20 protein-coding genes and 3 pseudogenes are annotated in these 18,699 nt (G+C 42.7%); 9 read left to right on the forward strand and 14 right to left on the reverse strand.

Translation table 11 applies throughout. From position 1 onward, the window contains the following. Positions 1 to 34 precede the first annotated feature (34 nt). A complete protein-coding gene (locus ACTQ50_RS04450; RefSeq protein WP_441483146.1) occupies positions 35 to 1,303 on the forward strand; it encodes a D-alanyl-D-alanine carboxypeptidase family protein in 1,269 nt (422 codons plus the stop codon). 163 nt (positions 1,304 to 1,466) lie between these two features. On the opposite strand, the gene ACTQ50_RS04455 is transcribed toward ACTQ50_RS04450, so the two are convergent. From ACTQ50_RS04455 to ACTQ50_RS04465, 3 genes are all read right to left on the reverse strand, one after another. Continuing rightward, on the reverse strand, positions 1,467 to 2,417 hold the full coding sequence (locus ACTQ50_RS04455; RefSeq protein WP_441483147.1) for an exonuclease domain-containing protein: 951 nt from the start codon (positions 2,415 to 2,417) through the stop codon (positions 1,467 to 1,469). A 342-nt stretch (positions 2,418 to 2,759) separates the two neighbouring features. Beyond that, entirely contained in the window at positions 2,760 to 3,194 is a 435-nt protein-coding gene (locus tag ACTQ50_RS04460; RefSeq protein ID WP_441483148.1) for an Hsp20/alpha crystallin family protein, read from the reverse strand. A 279-nt stretch (positions 3,195 to 3,473) separates the two neighbouring features. Further along, positions 3,474 to 5,093, reverse strand: a complete 1,620-nt coding sequence (locus tag ACTQ50_RS04465; protein ID WP_441483149.1) for an AAA family ATPase — start codon at positions 5,091 to 5,093, stop codon at positions 3,474 to 3,476. Positions 5,094 to 5,388: 295 nt separating this feature from the next. On the opposite strand from ACTQ50_RS04465, the pseudogene ACTQ50_RS04470 reads away from it, so the two are divergent. Next, positions 5,389 to 5,496: pseudogene (locus tag ACTQ50_RS04470) on the forward strand (TetR family transcriptional regulator); the annotation flags it as partial. 355 nt (positions 5,497 to 5,851) lie between these two features. Here the strand turns inward: ACTQ50_RS04470 and ACTQ50_RS04475 are convergent. Beyond that, a pseudogene (locus ACTQ50_RS04475) lies at positions 5,852 to 5,926 on the reverse strand (hypothetical protein); the annotation flags it as partial. Here ACTQ50_RS04475 and ACTQ50_RS04480 point away from each other — a divergent pair. Beyond that, the gene (locus ACTQ50_RS04480) at positions 5,909 to 6,019 is read left to right on the forward strand and encodes a DUF6783 domain-containing protein (RefSeq protein ID WP_441483150.1); all 111 of its coding nucleotides are present in this window, start codon (positions 5,909 to 5,911) and stop codon (positions 6,017 to 6,019) included. The pseudogene ACTQ50_RS04475 and the gene ACTQ50_RS04480 overlap by 18 nt on opposite strands. Continuing rightward, entirely contained in the window at positions 6,016 to 6,333 is a 318-nt protein-coding gene (locus ACTQ50_RS04485; protein ID WP_441483151.1) for a hypothetical protein, read from the forward strand. Before ACTQ50_RS04480 ends, ACTQ50_RS04485 begins: the two co-directional genes overlap by 4 nt. A 147-nt stretch (positions 6,334 to 6,480) precedes the next feature. On the opposite strand, the gene ACTQ50_RS04490 is transcribed toward ACTQ50_RS04485, so the two are convergent. Further along, on the reverse strand, positions 6,481 to 8,553 hold the full coding sequence (locus tag ACTQ50_RS04490; protein ID WP_441483152.1) for a histidine kinase dimerization/phospho-acceptor domain-containing protein: 2,073 nt from the start codon (positions 8,551 to 8,553) through the stop codon (positions 6,481 to 6,483). Then, a complete protein-coding gene (locus ACTQ50_RS04495) occupies positions 8,534 to 9,259 on the reverse strand; it encodes a 5'-nucleotidase C-terminal domain-containing protein (protein WP_441483153.1) in 726 nt (241 codons plus the stop codon). Before ACTQ50_RS04495 ends, ACTQ50_RS04490 begins: the two co-directional genes overlap by 20 nt. Here ACTQ50_RS04495 and ACTQ50_RS04500 point away from each other — a divergent pair. The 3 genes from ACTQ50_RS04500 to ACTQ50_RS04510 all read left to right on the forward strand — a co-directional run bounded on the left by ACTQ50_RS04500 (position 9,249) and on the right by ACTQ50_RS04510 (position 11,294). Then, positions 9,249 to 9,845 (forward strand): Abi family protein, encoded by a 597-nt coding sequence (locus ACTQ50_RS04500; protein WP_441483154.1) that lies wholly within the window; start codon positions 9,249 to 9,251, stop codon positions 9,843 to 9,845. The two genes, ACTQ50_RS04495 and ACTQ50_RS04500, sit on opposite strands and share 11 nt — an antisense overlap. 166 nt (positions 9,846 to 10,011) lie before the next feature. Then, a complete protein-coding gene (locus ACTQ50_RS04505) occupies positions 10,012 to 10,350 on the forward strand; it encodes a hypothetical protein (RefSeq protein WP_441483155.1) in 339 nt (112 codons plus the stop codon). Then, positions 10,347 to 11,294 (forward strand): HD domain-containing phosphohydrolase, encoded by a 948-nt coding sequence (locus ACTQ50_RS04510; protein ID WP_441483156.1) that lies wholly within the window; start codon positions 10,347 to 10,349, stop codon positions 11,292 to 11,294. Before ACTQ50_RS04505 ends, ACTQ50_RS04510 begins: the two co-directional genes overlap by 4 nt. Positions 11,295 to 11,390: 96 nt before the next feature. On the opposite strand, the pseudogene ACTQ50_RS04515 reads toward ACTQ50_RS04510, so the two are convergent. From ACTQ50_RS04515 to ACTQ50_RS04550, 8 genes and pseudogenes are all read right to left on the reverse strand, one after another. Next, a pseudogene (locus ACTQ50_RS04515) lies at positions 11,391 to 11,474 on the reverse strand (maltose acetyltransferase domain-containing protein); the annotation flags it as partial. A 153-nt stretch (positions 11,475 to 11,627) separates the two neighbouring features. Then, on the reverse strand, positions 11,628 to 13,316 hold the full coding sequence (locus ACTQ50_RS04520) for an AAA family ATPase (RefSeq protein ID WP_441483157.1): 1,689 nt from the start codon (positions 13,314 to 13,316) through the stop codon (positions 11,628 to 11,630). Positions 13,317 to 13,478: 162 nt separating this feature from the next. Beyond that, positions 13,479 to 14,021: an ATP-binding response regulator gene (locus ACTQ50_RS04525; RefSeq protein ID WP_441483158.1), complete on the reverse strand. Its 543-nt coding sequence runs from the start codon at positions 14,019 to 14,021 to the stop codon at positions 13,479 to 13,481. A gap of 194 nt (positions 14,022 to 14,215) precedes the next feature. Continuing rightward, complete coding sequence (locus ACTQ50_RS04530) at positions 14,216 to 14,470, reverse strand: sensor histidine kinase (RefSeq protein WP_441483159.1); 255 nt, start codon at positions 14,468 to 14,470, stop codon at positions 14,216 to 14,218. Positions 14,471 to 14,476: 6 nt separating this feature from the next. After that, a complete protein-coding gene (locus ACTQ50_RS04535) occupies positions 14,477 to 15,034 on the reverse strand; it encodes a hypothetical protein (RefSeq protein ID WP_441483160.1) in 558 nt (185 codons plus the stop codon). 228 nt (positions 15,035 to 15,262) lie between these two features. Next, positions 15,263 to 16,186, reverse strand: coding sequence for a SufB/SufD family protein (locus ACTQ50_RS04540; RefSeq protein WP_441483161.1), 924 nt, complete (start codon positions 16,184 to 16,186; stop codon positions 15,263 to 15,265). Then, complete coding sequence (locus tag ACTQ50_RS04545; protein ID WP_441483162.1) at positions 16,186 to 16,917, reverse strand: ABC transporter ATP-binding protein; 732 nt, start codon at positions 16,915 to 16,917, stop codon at positions 16,186 to 16,188. The genes ACTQ50_RS04540 and ACTQ50_RS04545 overlap by 1 nt, the downstream gene beginning before the upstream one ends. Before the next feature lie 125 nt (positions 16,918 to 17,042). Beyond that, a complete protein-coding gene (locus ACTQ50_RS04550; protein ID WP_441483166.1) occupies positions 17,043 to 17,105 on the reverse strand; it encodes a DUF6783 domain-containing protein in 63 nt (20 codons plus the stop codon). Positions 17,106 to 17,390: 285 nt separating this feature from the next. Here ACTQ50_RS04550 and ACTQ50_RS04555 point away from each other — a divergent pair, with 285 nt between their 5' ends. Both ACTQ50_RS04555 and ACTQ50_RS04560 read left to right on the forward strand, forming a co-directional pair. Continuing rightward, complete coding sequence (locus ACTQ50_RS04555; protein WP_118577646.1) at positions 17,391 to 17,609, forward strand: FeoA family protein; 219 nt, start codon at positions 17,391 to 17,393, stop codon at positions 17,607 to 17,609. 111 nt (positions 17,610 to 17,720) lie between these two features. Continuing rightward, entirely contained in the window at positions 17,721 to 18,599 is an 879-nt protein-coding gene (locus ACTQ50_RS04560; RefSeq protein WP_441483163.1) for a diguanylate cyclase domain-containing protein, read from the forward strand. Positions 18,600 to 18,699 lie beyond the last annotated feature (100 nt).

Genomic DNA, 18,699 nt, shown 5'->3' on the forward strand with positions numbered 1-18,699 from the left:
GTTCCATACACATTTATTTAAGAAAGGATTTTATATGAGCAGAAAAAACCTTCATATGAAAATAAAGCGGATTTTCTGCGGAGTTCTGGCGGCAGGGATGCTTCTTGGACAGGCTGGTGCCGTCTGGGCGGAAGCCACCGATACCACTGCAGGCGACACAGCAGTCAGCTCCCCTACTCCCACACCCGATCCGCATACCGAATATTATGCCCAGGCTGCTGACACAGATTCCATACAGGGCTGGCCGGAAGGTCCCAAGATTGAAGCCCAGGCTGCAGTTCTTATGGATTTGAATACCGAAGCGATCCTGTATTCCAAGAATGCCGACACCCAGCTTTACCCTGCCAGCATTACCAAGCTCCTCACCTGTCTTCTTGGCTGTGAGAACCTGGATGTAAATGCACAGCTCACCCTTTCCCAACAGGCTGCCTACGGAATCGAAGCCGGAAGCTCCACCATTTATGGTGATGCAGGGGAAGTTTTCACAGTAGAGCAGTGTCTGATGGCGCTGATGCTGGAGTCTGCCAACGAAATGGCACTTGGCATTGGCGAAGAGGTTTCTGGTTCTGTGAAGAAATTCGTAGAGCTGATGAACACCAGAGCCGCACAGCTGGGCTGTAAAAACACCCACTTTAATAATCCAAACGGTCTTCCAGACCCGACTCACGTTACCACGGCAAACGACATGGCGAAAATTGCCAAGGCAGCATGGCAGAATCCTCTTTGCAGGAAATTTTTTACCACAGACCTGTATAACATTCCGCCAACCAATATTTTCACAGAAACCCGTTATCTTCTCAACCACCACAAGATGATGGCTGGCAGGGATTACGCCTACGACGGTGTCCTTGGCGGAAAAACAGGCTACACAGATGCCGCCGGTGCGACTCTGATCACCTACGCCAAACGGGGCAATATGACACTGGTTGCTGTTGTCCTGAATTCCGTAAACGGTGCGTGGGCAGATACCAAGAGCCTTCTGGATTACGGCTTCGACAATTTCGAAGTCCAGAAAGTCAAGGTCAGCAAGAACCCGGTTCCGAAGAAGAACCTTCCAAGTGAACAGTATCTGCTGAATAACTGCGGAAATACCTATCCATTCTACTATACAAGAAATGTTTACGTCACTGTTCCCACTGGCACTGACCTTAGCACTCTTACCAGGAAACAGGCAATCCTTTCCAACGCAGTTGGACCGTTAAGATTAAAGAGCAAATATTATTTCAACGGACAGATGGTCGGATGGGGCATGCAGTATGAGCGGTCGGTTATGACAGGACTGCTGACTATCCCAACTTTATAAACTTCCATCCCCCCAAGCCAAAACCCGCTCCGCGAGTTTTGCCCATTATCACGACAATCGCCAGGGTCTCATGCAAGCATGGACTTTGGCTCGCCTATCACAAAAACCAAGGGCTAAGAACAAGAACTGCACCACGCACTCTTATTCTTAGCCCTGTATTTCACTATACTTCTTCTTTTTTCATCCTTTTCTTCGCCCTGTGGGCATCCCGCTTCTGGCGGATTTCGTCGGCTTCTTCGTCGGTTACGTTAGTCAGTTTCTTGATCACGTAATACATGTTGTCTTCCGTTCGGCGGATCCGGATCTTCCCAAGGACGAAGCCATGCTCCTGACAAAGACTCACGCTATAATACACCTTGGAATTGTTCATAAACCAGCGGATCTTGCGCTTGGCCGGGTTATGGCACAAAGGGCATTTCGTGCTGGTTACTTCACGGTCCTTCATGGCTCTTTCACGGGAATAGAACTCTCTGGATACATACTTATCATAAGTTGGATAGGAAACGTGGATTTCCTCTTTCTTGCTCTTAGGATTCTGATATACGTCCAGGGATGAGTTTGGAAAAATGTACTCATCTTCTATTTTCTGAAGAACGCATGCGGTGTAATAGGCATCGCCCAGTGCGCGATGGAAGTCCATTTGTTTCTCCACACCCATTTTATCTGCAGCAAACTCCAGGGCGCGGCGCTCGTCATTCTCCTCGTAGCGGATGGCAAATAATTTCTGCACGTCATAGTAGGTCACCGGACCTGGGAGCAGGGAAAGCTTGCCGTAGTATTTCATGTTCCGCTGCAATTCCATGACATCCTGATTTCCCCAGGTGAAGAAGATATATTCCTCTCCGCACCATTTCAGAAATTCTGTGACCGCCTGTGGAAAAAGGGTTCCGTTCTGCAGGTCTTTATAGTTCATATGAATTACTTCATGGATGCTGTCATGGATCCAGTTGTAGACCTGGGGCTTGATCAGACGCTGAAAGCTGTCCACGATTTCTTTCTTTTCATTCAGTTTTACGGCGCCGATTTCTATGATTTCAAAAGGCAGACGGCTGTTGGACCACCTTTTTCCCCCTGGGCTCTGGTTCCATTCCAGGTCAAATACAATGTAATTCATGGGTAAATTCCTTCTGTTCATTTTGTTTTTCACAGTCAGCAATAATTCCAGACAAGTATAACAGACAGGTGAAATGATGTAAAGACATAAGAAAAAACCTGCCGGTGGGTAGCCGGCAGGAAATGAGGGGGTATGAAACAAATCTATGTAAATTAGGAAATTGTCTTTAAATGAAACACAATCTATATAAAAGAAGCTGTTCACAGTATTCAGTAATTATTTACGCTAGCCGCCGCTTCTGGTTCACGGATGACGCATATTTTATATCGTCTATATCAGTCAGATAATCTATTTCTTCGGCGCGAGGCAGATGAACCGCTCCGCGCCAGTTATTATCAAAAATCAACCTTCAATAGAAATAAATTTCTTCTCTTCCGGCACTTTCTTCTTCGCTTCCTTCGGGAAGGTAACCGTCAGAACACCGTTGTCATATTTCGCATGAATATCCTCATGCTCCAGTTCCTTGCCTACATAAAAGCTTCTGGAACACTGACCGGTGTAACGCTCTCTGTGAACGTATTTGCCATTATTGTCCTTCTCATCCTTATTCTCAGTTCTGGAAGCCTGGATGTTCAGATAACCATCCTTCAGCTGAATCTTCACATCCTCTTTATGGAATCCCGGAAGATCCATGCTCAGCTCGTAATTGCCATCCACATCCTTAATATCTGTCTTCATCAGCTCCGCGGCTCTGTAACCTCTGTTATTCTCTCTTTCTACTGGTAATCTCATCCAATCATCAAATAAATCTTCTCCAAAAATACTAGGCATTAACATAACTCATTCCTCCTTATATTGTGAGCACTTGCGTGTTTAATTAACATTCTCAATGAAACTGGAAGATTTCTTTTTCTCTCTTCCTTTGTTCTGTATGTAATATAACACGTATTGTCAGCACTGTCAATAGGTGAGTGCTAATTTTTTGTGAATAATTTGTGACCCGTAATTTGTGACTCACGGTAAATCAAAGTCTGAAATAAAAAGAGGACAGAAACTGCCGATCATTATTTCTTTAGGATATGGGAAGGCGCAGGCCAATATGACCTGCGCCTCGTACTACTCCAGCACTTCCACCTTACACCGATGTTCCTTTTTCTCCTTATCATATCCGATTCCAACAGCCAGCACACGCCCGGTATATACACGTTTTTCTCCAAGTTTTCCCTGGAATTTCAGAGCGTATTTTTTCTCTTTTATCTGCTGGATTGCTTCTTCCGGTGTATGGTTCACCTTTAACTCCAAGATAATCGCGTCTGCGCTTTTATCAATTTCCGGATAGAATATAAAATCCACATATCCAACTCCCGCCTTATCTTCACGTTCCACTCGATATCTGTCACGAGCAGCCAGATAAACCAGATTTACAACGGCAGTTAAATCAGTCTCGTTATTATAACTCAATAATGGGATTTCCGTATTATGAGCTTTTTCTAAAATCGCCGCCATAGTCACTACATCGCCGTGAAGCGTTGCTTCCAGCATACGTCCTGATTCTTTTGCCAGGCGATACACATACCCCAAAGACGGCTCTCTCTGCAGCATTTCCGCAAATTTATCCATCAGTTCCTTATTTGGAATATAGACCTTTCCATTTTCATAGCTTAAGAATCCATAAACCACCATTGCAGAAAAAATTTCTTCTTTTGTCTTCAAACTCCGGGCGGTCGCTGCGTATTCCCTGATTTTCATGGGAATTGCCTCTCCTGCTGCCATTAGGGCAAGATCATCTCGCACTTCTCCAACATTATTCGCTATATAATAGTAAATTTCATCGTAGGGCCCAGAACTTGTCCAGTAATTTCCCAGGTTATTATTAGACAGCGCCATTACCACAGATCTGGGATTATACAAACGTTCCCCAGACTGCGTATGATATCCGTTATACCACATTCTGATTCCATCCCGGCTTATGTTCAGATTGCCTTCATTATTCTTCTGATAGCGCTGGTATAATTCATCCACCTCATGTTCTGTGAAACCGAAAAATTCAGAAAAACGCTCTTCTGATACCATTGTATATTCTGCAAACATATTCAGTTCAGAACCGCTGGAATACTTCGCTATAGGCAAAATTCCTGTCATATATGCAAACTTCACATATGGTCTGTCTTTCAATAAAGAGCGAAGGAAGGTAAGATACATTTTTTTATCCGCTTCTGTGGCAACATCCTGATGGAACAGATAATCCCATTCGTCCAGAATAAAAATAAATTGTGCCCCCTCATGCTCCGCATAAATATCTGATAAAACATCTACTGCGTATTCGTCCTCATCCAAATCAATCTCAGGGTATGCACGCTTCAAATCTCTGATCAGCTTCTTCTCAATACGTTTTATATATTGTACATAGGACGTACAATCTCCTGCAATATCATTAAAAGAAATGGAAATAACTGCGTACTTATTTCTGTATTTTTCGTATCCGCTTATTTTTGAAATATTGCGTCCTTCAAAAAGTTCCTGAGAATCACAGGCTCTGGAAAAAAAAGCTGCGATCATATTCGCCATAACGGTTTTTCCAAAACGTCTGGGGCGAGTAACGCATACATAATTGCTGCCTTCATCTACCAAGGGGAACAGTTCTTTTAACAATAATGTTTTATCTACGAAATATGGCTTCTCTGTCTCACTTTTGTACAAAGCATACCCTGTTTTGCTATCCAAATAAACGCCCAAACCTATTCCCTCCTGTTTTTTTCTTTCAGTATACACAAAACAAAGGAAAATCTCAACCGGGATTCCTCCATGAAAACCACCATTTTTGTTATTATTGAAAATTTTTCTTAATAGTGTGGTCTCCATCCACTTGAAGTTCCATATAGGTAGTGCTATAATTTTTTCAGTGAATATTTTATATTTTTATTCATTGAGAAGAAAATATAACAACGATTGGAGGGACTACATGCCAGCTAATTTTACGGAAGAACAGCGTGAGCAAATACGGGAAAAGTTAATTGGGATCGGGTATGACATGATTCGGGAGATTGGGCTGAAAAGGATGAAGGTGTCCATGGTCGCGGAGCGGGCAGATATTGCGACCGGAACTTTTTATCATTTCTTTGACTCAAAAGAAAGCTTTGTGAAAGCACTGATCCAGGAGCAGGACCGGGAAATGCAGCAGAAACTGGCAGGTATGCTACTGCCGTCTGGGAAGATTTCTTTAGATCAGGCCATCCGCTTATTTCGGGATTCTTTCCGGAAGGAGAACAATATCCTGATGGAGCTTACCCTGGATGACTGGGTGTGGCTGAAGACGCATAAGACAAAGGACGGGCTTTTTTCTGCAGTCCATGATGAACAGGAAGCCATTCGCTATCTGTCTTATGTAGACGGAATCCGGCCGGATCTGGATATCCGGATCATCATCAATTTCTTTAAGACCATCTACAGTATGGCGCAAAACAGGGACACTTTTATTGAAGACGTGTTTGAAATCAACATTGATATGATATTCGACTGCATTTATCGATACGCGGCAGCCTAGAGCGTGTTTGAAAAAGGCTTTCTGCAAGATGTGCGTCACAATTTGTGGGAGATTTTGCCCAACCTCAATTGCCACAGCTAAGGCGTGCCCCAAAATAAGGAAAGGAGAATCCACATGATAACAAAAATAATCCTCGAAGCAATTGTTTACACCCTGCTGTATTCTGCATTTATGCTGCTCCTGTTCAAGCTTCAGGGTGCCAAAAGGCAGCTTTACAACTATCCCCCTGCCATCAGGGAATGTGCCATCAAAAGAGGCATTACCACACAGGAAGAACTGGATTCCAACGCCAAGAAGAATAAAATCCCTGGTCTGCTGGTCATGCTTCTTCTCTCCATTGTCATCACCTGCGCGGTCAACAAACAGTTCACCTTCTTTGCAGGTTTCTGGCAGTCCTACATCTTCTTCAATGTTTTTTCCTTGGCCTGGTGACAGCACTTCCGCTGAGTGCCATTACCGGAGGAATTGTAGCGTTGATCGGGCTTATCTAAAATCCATCCGCATATACAAAAAGATGAGAAAATACAGTTTCCAATCCTCTGTACTTTCTCATCTTTCTTTATAGCCTTACTTACATTTTCAACTCAAAATCTCCCGCAGGATTTCCGCATTCAATTCATTATCCTCTGCGCAAAGGAACTTCATTCCTTTCAGAACCGATGCATTCTCGCTTCCAACAGCAGAATTTGTTTTGGTGCGCGCAATGGTCATTTCCAGATTGGACAGGAAAAATGGCCGGTATATAATTCCATCAACTCCGCTTTCCGCAATTTCTTCCTGTTTTTTCTCGTCTATTACATAATCCACACAGAAAATCAAGGTTGCGTTCTGTGTTGTCTTACGCAGAAAATCAACGGTTTCTTTTAATGTTTTATTCTGTACACAGCCAGACAGAAGAACCACATCCATATTTTCCCGGCTCAGCCATCCCCTAGCCTCTTCCTCTGTAGCAACAGAATGAAATTCCACAGATGCTTCACTCATAGATGCTTTCACATTTCTGACCAGTCTTTCCTCATCAGAAACCAAGAGAATTCGCTCCGCTTCAAGAATACAGCTTCTTTCTTTATCAATTGGCAATGTCAGTATGATCTCAAACCGGCTTCCTTTTCCAATCTCACTCTGCACCTGGATTTCTCCGCCCTGAGGCGTATATTTCACTGCATTTGACAGCAGATTCAGCATGATCTGGCGAAGACGTACCCCATCACAGATCAGATACTCGTGAACAATCTCATTTACGTGAATGTGGAAATTTTGCTTATGTTCATTGGTCTGGGCACGGATCATGCTGTCGATCTGCCCAATCTGTTCTGCCAGGCTCACATTCTCCACATTCAGGGTTACTTCACTGGATTCAATACGGCTCATATCCAGGATATCATTGATCAGTCCCAGCAGGTGCTTACTGGAAAGCTGTACTTTTTCTATATAGTTATGCAGCTTATCCGAAATTCCCGCCTCATGCTCCATCAGACCAGTAATTCCCACAATTGCATTCATAGGAGTTCGAATATCATGGGACATATTTGCAAGAAAATCGCTTTTAGCTTTATTGGCAGCATCCGCTTCCTGAACGGCCTTTTCCAGATCACGGTTCAGCTTCTCCAGTTCCAGACTGTTCCTGCGTTCTGCCTCAACAGCCTGCTTCTGCTGTCTCTTCAGGATTCCAAATATAAAACTTCCGCTTACCACAAGCATAAACGCTGCAAATACCAGCACAAGACGAATAGTTGTATTTACAAGCTGAACCGTATTCGTTGCCACATAGGCAGATGGCACCATAAAGATCAACGTCCACTGCGCATTCTCCATATGGTAAAATGCATAATATATTTCTTCTCCGTTCATAACGGCATTGGAATAGGCCGTCCCATTCTCCTCCAGCTGTGCCAGTGTTTCTTCAAAAGAACTGTTGTGAAGATATTCCAGCTTTTTTAACGCGGAAAAAACATTATATCCATACACCAGATCCCGGTTCCCACTGCTGAAAAGCTTCAGTCCGTCTGTGTCAACTACATACACACTGTTGTTGCTGTCATATGCAGAGCAGGAAAAATAAGGGTTCAGCATTTCCATGTTCTGAGATATTCCATAATATGAAATTGTAATCTGGTCGGCACCGTCCACCACCGTAACCGGCTGCTGCAATCTTACAAGATAAACCATATCTGCAGTGTTTGAAATCATGGAATTTGATACAAAGCTAACGCGTTCCGGTTCCGAAATAAGGTACTCTTTCTCTGCAAGTAAGCCTTTTCTCCCATCCTTTGAATAACGCATTCCCTCACTGTCAACTGCTGCCAGTTCAATTTCCGAATCTGCAAGCCGGTTCAGTTCCGATTCATGTTCCATAATCTGCAGAACGTCATCCAATGTTTCCGGATTTTTATCTGTCAGATGATTCACTTCATTCTCAGCTTCATTCCAGGCATTTTTTATCACATCTTCCAGACCGGAAAATAACTGCGTCGTAACTTCACTCATCTGGTTCAGTCGTTCCGCATATAAAATTTTATCAATATAAGAGTTATAAAATTTCAAAAATGCAAACACACCACCCAGAACTATGCAGACTACAACCGCAATACTGGTAAAAAAACGGAGTTTCTCTTTGCCTAAAATTCTCACCTTATTTTCTGTCTTTTTCATCCTTTAACCTACTTCCAGATGATATCTTTCTTGGATAATGTTTCAAACTGGCCAAAATATTCTTTCGCTGCATCCAGTCCAAGAATACCTGTGTCCTGAATCTTTCCTTCCTCCTGAACTTCATCTGCTGCTCCACAGATTGCAACTGTATAGACAGCTTCTCATATCCGTTTTCAGCAAGTTCTTTAATCCTTGCGCCTGTAAGTGTTACCGTCTGAATATTATCGCTCCACCCTGTAGGGAGAATGGACACAAGTTCCTGTTCTGTAACAGGAAGTGGAAAAAGAGAACCACTTACTCCTTTTTCATTCATCGTTCCAGCATCCTGATCATAATAATAGACATTTTCCGATACCAAAGCTGCATCGGCATCTGCAGCCTGTGCAAATGCGATACCGATCAGTTTGGCGCAGTCCTCTGTATCCAGAGTCTCAGTAACCTTTGTATATGTCTCTGCCGCATTATCTGTGATCAAATCCTGTGTCTCATCCATATAATCGATAAGTTCATCCAGATTCACTTTTCCACGCATATATTCGATCATCTTCTCGCCCCATGGGACAACCACATTCTCCCATCCTGCGTAGATAAACGGTGCAGTCTGTCCATCATTCAGTTCATTCAGAACAGCTCCATAATAGCTGTCTTCACTAAGCGTAAACTCTTTCAATGACAGGATTGCAGAATCCTTCTGATTGGAATTCATTGACCACATAACCAAATGTAATAAGTACAATGTAGAAAAACTTATAAACATTTTATCTTACCATCTCACTCACAAAAGCAAATATTCTTTTATAACTCATTATAAAAAATACCACCGGAATGTCCCTCTTTGGATTTTAATACACGTTTTAACACTTGGACAACTTTCACACATGTATGATTTTTTGAACGCAAGTGTTCCCATCAAAATATGTCAGGACTTTCATAATATCAGCCGCAAAGACATGCACTCTTTTCTGTCTATTCTGACTAAACACCGCAATGCATGTGCCCATGGAGATCGTTTTTTCAACTATATTACCAAGGACTCTATCACTGATACATTTATTCATAAAAAACTACAAATTCCTCAACAAAACAAACGTTATCAACATGGAAAAACAGATATTTTTTCAGAAGTTATCATATTAAAGTATTTACTGGATAAAGATGATTTTCATAACTTCTATTACGAATTAAAACATTGTTTAAAAAAGTATCTTCCTCACGAAAAAATTATTGAACAAATGGGATTTCCAGAAAATTGGAGCGCAATTTTACGTATAAAAATTCCAGAATCAATTTAACCACTATATAAATTTTATTTATGACTTTTAGATGGTTATGTAAAATTCTACTAATTTCTTTTCCTTATTCAATTGCGAAGTTGCTTTTTGAACGATATAATACACAATAGTGAAAAGTTTGTAGAAAGCAAACGGTTGCTTTTTGAAAAAGGCGGAGGAGTACTTTATGAAATTAGATGTGTTAGGATTGTTGGCGGCTTGTTCGTATGCGTTGGACTGTGTGGAGGCGGAGCTGGTCCAGGTAACGGATAAGCATGCCAAGCGTGTAGCCTATATGAGTGTGTGCACAGCTCAACAGATAGGAATACAGGGAAAAGCGCTGCAGGATCTGGCAGCTTGCGCGCTGCTTCATGACAATGCGCTGACCCAGTATATTCAGGAAGAATTGCACAGCGATCCGAACCATGCTTCTGCTGCCCAGGATTTTTCCCAGCTGGGAATGCACTGTACGTTAGGCGAAAAAAATGTCGGAAACTGCCTTTTCACACAGATATCACCAATGTGATCCTATACCATCACGAACACGCCGACGGAAGCGGTCCTTTCGGAAAAACCTGGAATGAAGTACCCCTTTTTGCCCGGATCATACATATGTGTGACCTCCTGGACGTGAACTGCCGTACCAAAACCTTTACCTCCGGCACATGGGAAAAAGCAAAGAATTCTCTTCAGCAGACCAAAGAAACTATTATCGATAGAGAATGCGCAGCTGCCTTTTTCGCCGCCTTTTCAGAAGAGCATTTTCTCTCCCTTGGAAGTGAAAATTTAGAAGCCAACCTGTGGGCAAAGGTTCCGCGGATCAAACAAGATCTTAATTTTTCCCAGATCAAGGCTCTGGCGAATTTCTTTGCGCAGATCGTCGATTATAAATCACCATTTACCAGCACTCATTCCATGGGTGTGGCTGCAGATGCAGAAAAACTGGCGCGGTATATAGGCTTTGACGAGGAAACAGCTCAGAAAATGTATCTTGCAGGCGCGCTGCATGATATTGGAAAGGTTGCAATCGGGAATGAAATCCTGGAGAAGCCAGGGAAACTGACGGATGAAGAATTTAAGACCATGAAGCACCATGCTGCATATACTTACTATATTCTGTCAGAAATTGATGATTTCGAAGAAATCCGCGACTGGGCCGCCTTCCACCACGAGCGTCTGGACGGCACTGGCTATCCCTTCGGCAAAACCGCAGCCCAGTTAAATACTCAGGAGCGGATCATGGCATGCGTGGATATCTACCAGGCCCTGACCGAAAGCCGCCCCTATAAGAAGGGAATGCCCCATGAAAAAGCATGTCCATACATTGTTTCCGATGGTCACAGGAAAGCTGTACATTCCTGTGGTGCGGAGGGTTGGATCTACCGGATGGCCAGTGGTACAAATGGAAACATTGGGTGCAATGAGACAATTTTCACCGATGGTAATATTGTAATCATCTACCAACATTAAATTAGAATTGATGTAAGTACCACTTCCAATACGTACGGTCTTTCCTCGGGCCACTGTAATCGGCTGCTGGATAAAAACATTTTCTCCAACATAGCCAAATAACTTCTTCGCAATTTCCTCTCTTCGCACGCCCTCAGATGGTCTGGACTGGTTAAAATCGTACATCAGATCTTTCGCGATCCGCTGCTCTTCTTAATACTCCTCCGTATCTCCCCAGAGATACCCTTTCGCCATTTTTTCCATTTCTGTCATTGTAAATACCCCACTTTGTTTTATAGTTTAATGATGTTCTATATCATTTTGCAAAATAAAAGGACACCCTTTTTGCCATTTTTATTTCCCACCAATCAACACCTTTTTCCCCTCAAAGGCAAATCCATACTTCCGTATCCGTTCTGGCGGGATTCCTTTACTCTCCAGCACTGTGGCATACTGCTTTTCTTCAATCTGTTTCAGCGCTGTTTTGACAGTATCTTCCAGGCATTTCTCCAATTCCGGGTTTCTTACCTTAAATTCAATAATGATTCCATTGTCCTCTTTTTCCAGTGGTTCTAGCAGAACATCATATCGTCCGAATCCACTTTCCCGATTAGATGTAATGCTGTATCTGCCTTCCAATTCCACCATAAGACCCAGCACAAAGCCATGGTAAAAGCGCTCTGGCTCTGCTTCAGAAGCATGATTTCCTGTGTCAAAATAGCTGAACATGGTTCTCGTCACTTGATTCATGTAACAGTTCATTGCCGTAATATCACCATTTAGCAGTCCGGCAATAAAATCATTATAGTCTTCTGTAGCTTCCGTAAACCAGTCACGGATCATATTTTCGAACATCAGGCGGACTTCCCTGTTCGTCAATGCCAAATGATAAAATTCTCTTCCTGTTCTTTCATCATACTCATGTGATGTAACCTTCAGATATCCACTGGCGAGCAGCATGCTCCAAATTGCAGTAATGGAAGTTTTCAACTGACTAAACACGATCTGTTCATCCAGTGTTGTGCAAATCTTATTTCCCTTCAGCAGATCCTCAAACTGCATTTTCAAACTGCGGCCGCCCTCCTGGATCAATGTTCCAACAAATCGGTTACTGCTGGTGTTTGCCCAATATGGAGAAAATCGACCGGTTTTCAGATAGTTCAAAATCGACCATGGATTATAGATATCCTGCACTTTTCCAAAGGTAAATCCATCGTACCAGGATTTCACCTCCTGCTTTTTACATTCCAGTCCATACTCATTCAATGCGTCAAAGACCTCAGCTTCTGTAAATCCAAAGCAGTCAGCATACGCCCTAGAAGTAGTAGTTATCACCACAAGATTGTTCAGATCTGAAAACACGGACTCACGGCTTACACGGGTAATTCCAGTCATCAGTGCACGTTCCAGAAATGGGTTGGTTTTGAACGTGGCATTAAAAAGGCTTCTGGTAAAAGATACCAGTTCTTCCCAATATCCTTCCACGTATGCTTCCTGCATTGGCGTATCGTATTCATCCAGAAGAACAATAACTTTCTTTTTATAATATCTGGACAAAAAATCTGCCATCTTATGAAGCGCCATAGTCGCATTGATTTCATCCATATCTGTAGAAATATTTTTGAAATACTGTATTTCTTCTGACGTGAGCAAACCACAATCCAGTAAAAAATGATTTTTGTTATAAATATCTGTCAGGATCTGGCAGATTCGCCTTTTTGCCATTTCAAAAGTTGGTTCTTTTACATTCGCAAAAGACAGGCTGATAACAGGCCAGGTTCCCTGTATCTTTCGATATTTTTCTTCCTTCCAGATTTTTGTTTCATTAAAAATATCCGCTTCAGCTGCATATTTCACTGAAAAAAAATGGTCTACCATGCTTATGGTAAGAGTTTTTCCAAAACGGCGCGGTCTGGTGATCAAGGTAACACTGTCATTACTTTCCCACCATTCTTTTATGAAGTGTGTTTTATCAATATAAAAAAGATTTTCTCTTCTGATGTCTGCAAAATCCTGCTGCCCGATTCCAACCGTCCTCGGCATGAAAAACACCTCCATTCATACAATTTAGCTGTGTTGATTGTATTTTAACATGTATGCAGGTATTTTGAAAGTTGTAAAAACGTAAAAGTTTGACAGTCAAATATCGGGTATAATTCAAATCATATTTTCGAACAACAGTCCCAAACGGGTATAATTTTACTTCTATCTTTCCAGGTACTTCCTTATCATCCCGCAAAGCTGCTCTATTTCAATAGGCTTCACAAGATAATCGTTCGTTCCGCATTCCAGAAGTTTTTCGCGGACGCCGGTGATCGCATCCGCGGTAATGGCAATGATTGGCGTAGTATTGTTCGTATTTTCCCCGCTTCGAATAATGCGGGTTGCTTCTTCGCCGCTCATGACAGGCATGTGGCTGTCCATAAGGATCAAGTCATATTTCCGCTCTTTGGCAGCTTCCACCGCCGCTCCACCATTTTCAGCTTCGTCAATGATAATTTCCATAGGTTCCAGCATGGCCTTCACCACTTCCCGGTTAATATCATTGTCATCTACCACCAGAATCCGTGCATCAGAAGCGGTAAAAGCAGCCGGCTCTTTCTCTGATAAACTGTGCTCACGCCCAGGAACTGCTACCACCTTCTGCGGTACGGAAAAAGAGAAGGTGCTTCCTTTGCCATACGTACTTTCCACGCTTACCCTGCCGCCCATGCGCTCAATAAAATTCTTGCTGAGAGCCAGCCACACTTATCCTTCTGCTGCTTATAATTCAGTGTAATATCAATTCGGCCGGATTCTGTATATTTAATGGCATTTGATGCATAATTCAGCATAACCTGCTTGATCCGCACCGCATCGCCTTCCAGACATTCCGGCAGGTTTTCCTGGATATGATAGTAAATAGGGACTTTATTTTCCCTGTTTCTGGCATCAATGATCGCCTACATATCATCTGTAAGAGACTTTGTGCTGTATACTTCTGAAATAATATTCAGCTTGCCAGCCTCCACCTTAGAAATGTCCAGAATGTCATTTATGATCTCCAAAAGTCCTGTAGAGGAAGACTTTATCACATTCAGACATTTTCTCACATCCTCATTCATGTCCTTTTGCAAAGCCACTTCCGACATACCGATAATAGCGTTCATAGGGGTCCGGATCTCGTGAGACATGCTGAAAAGGAATTCACTCTTCATCCGGTTCTATTCCTGGGCACTGTAGCGCTCTTCCATCATTTTCCGGGCTCTTTTTACCAGAAAATACAGTACCGCATTGACCACAGCAAATTCCACTGTAAATCCAAGTGCATATGCGGCGAACATCTGCAGCCTCGGCCGGCCCTGATATACCACCTCATAAAAGCTAACAGAATCTATATAAATAGACACCACCATGATCATATAGGAAAAAATCCCTGTTTTCACCACCAGCGCCGGATCAAAATAAAGACAGCTCACTATCGGCACAAGTGCATAAGTAATATACACCCCGATATGGTTATTGGTACCCAGAAATCCGATCAGAAGTGCTGCCATGATAAGCATATAATATTTGATCACATTGTCTGGCCAAAAGCGGATCAGCACACTTGGACTTAAGGCGATCACAAGCCCTGCCACCAGCAAAATCCTGGTATACGCCCTTCCGAACTCGAATATTCCAATGCACGAGCAGACAACAAGCACCACAACTACAACCGAAGCCGCCGCAAACATATTGGCGATCATCCGGTTAACCCTCTTCGTATTTTTTTCAAACATAATTCGTCCCTCTGTAAAAGCTCCCAAATAGTAAATATGGTGGTATTTTACAGGGTTTTGAGGGATTTGCATATTATCTATTTTTCACAAAAATAGTTGTTTATTCTACCTGTTTCCCTGTTGCAAAATTCAAAAAACTTAATGGATACATTTCCAGCAAAAAATACCAGGACGGTGCTTTTTTAGAACACTGCCTGGTATTTCATTTACAACACGTACTTAATTTTTTCAGCTCAGGAAATTCTCAATGATCACGTTCTCCGCCTCAGCTTCGGTCATTCCAAGCGTTCTCAGTTTCAAAAGCTGCTCATCGTTGATTCGGCCGATTGCTGCCTCGTGAATGATCGCAGCATCCACATGTTTCGCCTGGATTTCCGGGATGGAGCCTACTTCGGCGTGGTCCATAATAATGGAATCACACTGGATATGGGCGTGACATTTGTTCTTTCCAACTGCCTTGGGATGGAAAACCTGGGAGGAGTTTCCTTTTCCGACAGAACGTGAAATGATCTGTGCAGAAGAACCCGCTCCATTCATACAGACTTCAATATCAGACTCTGCTTTTTGCTCTCCGTCTGTCATCAGACGCTCCAGAACAAACAGCTTGGAATCTGCATCCATTGACACATTTGTAGTACGGATGGTGGAGTCAACGCCCTTGATCTGAACCGTATCCAAGGTAAATACAGAGTTCTCACCAAGTTCAATATTGGTCACCGGATTCAGCACTCTGCTACCGGTTCCTTCGCCCTCACCGTAATGCTTTTCCTCATAATGTACATTGGCATTCTTGCCCACATGGAAGGTGTGGATGCCATCGTGACGGCTGTCATTGCAGCCGCTGTTATGGATTCCGCAGCCTGCCACAATGTCTACATCTGCACCGTCTGCCACATAAAAATCATTGTAAACCAGGTCTGTCATTCCGGACACACTGACTACAACCGGGATGAAAACTTTCTCCCCTTTTGTCTCTCCATCAATGAAAATATCGATTCCTGGCTTGTCCTCTTTTTTCTTTATTTTGATGTGCTCGCTGTCACCGTGGCAGATGGAAATACCATTCTGGCGGAGATTAAAAGCGCCCTTCTGCGCGAAGCCTCCGCTGATCTTATCCAGCACGCCCTGGGTTGTTTCTTCTACCTTAACCATCAACATTTTCCTCCTTCATTCAGACATTTCTGACATTTTTCCTGCTGAAATAAGGTTGGGAAAACGTCTTCTTTGGTACCATATTTCTTCACTTCACCGTCTTCGATCACCATGATCTTATCCGCCATATTGATGATCTTTTCCTGATGGGAAATCAGGATCAGACATTCTTTTTTCTCCCGGTGGATCTCCTCAAAACGCTTGATCAGCATGGAAAAACTCCACAGGTCAATGCCTGCTTCCGGCTCATCAAAAATACTTACCTTATGGGATTTTGCCAGGACTGTAGCAATCTCGATTCTCTTCATTTCGCCGCCGGAAAGGGTTCCGTCCAGCTGACGGTTCAGGTAATCTTCGGAGCAAAGTCCTACTGCGGAAAGAAGGTCGCAGCTCTCTTTTTCCGTCAGATTTCTGCCGGCTGCCAGAGATAACATTCTTGCTACTGTCATTCCCTTAAAGCGGGGCGGCTGCTGGAATGCATAGCCGATTCCCGCATTTGCCCGATGGTCAATATCGTATTCTGTGATGTTCTCATCATCCAGATAAATTTCTCCGCTGTTTGCCTTCTCAATACCGGCCAGCACCTTGGCCAGGGTGGACTTTCCACCGCCGTTCGGTCCTGTGATCACCAGCATTTCCCCATCCTGAACATCAAAGCTGATGTGATTTACCAGACAGCGCTTTTTCCCTTCTTCATTCACTTCAAAAGTAAGGTTCTCTACTTTCAGCATATTTGCACCTCTTCTGTTGATTTTACATTACTGTTCCAATTGTGCCCGAAATTCCAGAAAAAGATTGCTTTTGAGCAATAACGATTTTATCTCTTCTTGGACTGTACTCCAAATAAAAAAAATTGTCAACTAGAGCGTGTTTGAAAAAGGCTTTCTGCAAGATGTGCGTCACAATTTGCGGAAATGATCTTTCAGACATGCTCTAAAGCATTGTAACATATGTCTCACGTAAAATAAACGTCTGATTTTCCTTACTTCTGAAAATACTTATTTCCGATGTTACGGTTTACTCCGTAACCGGCAACACGCTTCGCGATGCGCAAAAATCATGTATTCGCATGATTTCGCGCCGAGGTTCTCTGCAAACATCTACTGAAAAAATTTCTCAAAAATGTATTTTCTATACCATCTGTATGAAATGCGTGTTATACTATGTTAGTCTTTGCTAACGTTATTTAAAGGAGGTCGTCACAATGCCTTTAAGTTTAACTGAGTTTAACCATTTTTATATCATTAATAAGGTGTGCGGACTGGAAAAACAGCGGCATTATCTGGAATCCCTAGGCTTTGTCCCAGGAACGCAGGTTACGATTTTATCAGAATTACACGGGTATTATGTGGTTATGGTAAAGGGCAGCAAAATCGGCCTGGATAAGGAGCTTGCCAAGAAAATTATTGTATACGCAGGCTAATTAAAAAACAGAGAGTAACTGTTCAGTATCTTCACAGTTACGCCCTCCGCAAAATGCTGTCTTCCAAATAGTTACAAGTGAAATATCAGGCACTATATACTGGAGAAATGTATGGAAAAAAACAAAACAATTATGAAACTCTGCTACCTGCAGACAACATTTTATATTGTATTTTTGACTGCATTAATTACTCGTCACAGACGCGGAATAAGTCAGAAAACCTTTGCATTTCTGATTATTTTATCCCTTGTGGGATGTGCAGTTTCCCTTACTTTAGGAGATTATCTCAGAAATATGATCCGAAGTTCCGGCTTTGACGTAGCAGGCGTCCACGATAAAAAATCATTGGAAAAGAAGCTGCAGCAGCTTCAGAATGCAGACGATACCTTGAATGTGGGTGTCATGATGTTCGATCTGAACAATCTGAAAAAGATCAACGATACATATGGTCACGAACAGGGGGATGTGTTTATTCAGACCTTTGCTTCTTACCTGACACGGATACTCACTGAGGATAGTTTTCTCGCCAGATTCGGAGGCGATGAGTTCGTGATCGTGCAAAATCACGCCACCTGGTCTCAGCTGGAGCAGATGAATATTCAGCTCCAATCCATGCTGGATGTGTATAATCAAACAGCTGACCATCCTATCAGCTATGCAGTCGGATACGATATCAGCTGCAAAAATCACTACTACCTGATCATGGATCTTCTACAGATTGCCGATCAGAAAATGTATCAGGACAAGCGTTATAAAAAGGAACAAATGGCAAAAAAGCCACAGGAGTTTTGCCGGAATCGACTGGCAGAAAGTATCTCTACAGAGTCTTTGAAAGAGAAACTTTTTACTATTTTAAATAATAGCAACGGTGAAAAAAAGTATGCTTTTCTAATGACAGATGTAAGCAATTTTCACCTTATTAATGACTATTGGGGGTATGAAACCGGGACTGGTATTCTGAATTTTATTCTGAAAAAGAGTAAATGGTGAATAACCAGTCAACTTCCTTGCGTCTCCAAAAGATGAGATAATGGTGTGAAAAGTGTAAAAAGTGTGTTTCACACTTTTCACGAAAAACACCACAGGAGGT

Origin of the sequence: Blautia sp. Sow4_E7, from assembly GCF_052116245.1 — a bacterium.
Classification (GTDB): domain Bacteria; phylum Bacillota; class Clostridia; order Lachnospirales; family Lachnospiraceae; genus Blautia_A.

Bases quoted from the DNA above. Each gene is read 5' to 3' on its own strand.
- ACTQ50_RS04560 (WP_441483163.1), top strand. From the start codon at position 17,721: ATGGAAAAAAACAAAACAATTATGAAACTCTGCTACCTGCAGACAACA.
- ACTQ50_RS04485 (WP_441483151.1), top strand. From the start codon at position 6,016: ATGATAACAAAAATAATCCTCGAAGCAATTGTTTACACCCTGCTGTAT.
- ACTQ50_RS04535 (WP_441483160.1), bottom strand. From the start codon at position 15,034: ATGTTTGAAAAAAATACGAAGAGGGTTAACCGGATGATCGCCAATATG.
- ACTQ50_RS04530 (WP_441483159.1), bottom strand. From the start codon at position 14,470: ATGAAGAGTGAATTCCTTTTCAGCATGTCTCACGAGATCCGGACCCCT.
- ACTQ50_RS04455 (WP_441483147.1), bottom strand. From the start codon at position 2,417: ATGAATTACATTGTATTTGACCTGGAATGGAACCAGAGCCCAGGGGGA.
- ACTQ50_RS04555 (WP_118577646.1), top strand. From the start codon at position 17,391: ATGCCTTTAAGTTTAACTGAGTTTAACCATTTTTATATCATTAATAAG.
- ACTQ50_RS04460 (WP_441483148.1), bottom strand. From the start codon at position 3,194: ATGTTAATGCCTAGTATTTTTGGAGAAGATTTATTTGATGATTGGATG.
- ACTQ50_RS04450 (WP_441483146.1), top strand. From the start codon at position 35: ATGAGCAGAAAAAACCTTCATATGAAAATAAAGCGGATTTTCTGCGGA.
- ACTQ50_RS04490 (WP_441483152.1), bottom strand. From the start codon at position 8,553: ATGAAAAAGACAGAAAATAAGGTGAGAATTTTAGGCAAAGAGAAACTC.
- ACTQ50_RS04520 (WP_441483157.1), bottom strand. From the start codon at position 13,316: ATGCCGAGGACGGTTGGAATCGGGCAGCAGGATTTTGCAGACATCAGA.
- ACTQ50_RS04505 (WP_441483155.1), top strand. From the start codon at position 10,012: ATGAAATTAGATGTGTTAGGATTGTTGGCGGCTTGTTCGTATGCGTTG.
- ACTQ50_RS04495 (WP_441483153.1), bottom strand. From the start codon at position 9,259: ATGAATTCCAATCAGAAGGATTCTGCAATCCTGTCATTGAAAGAGTTT.
- ACTQ50_RS04545 (WP_441483162.1), bottom strand. From the start codon at position 16,917: ATGCTGAAAGTAGAGAACCTTACTTTTGAAGTGAATGAAGAAGGGAAA.
- ACTQ50_RS04540 (WP_441483161.1), bottom strand. From the start codon at position 16,186: ATGGTTAAGGTAGAAGAAACAACCCAGGGCGTGCTGGATAAGATCAGC.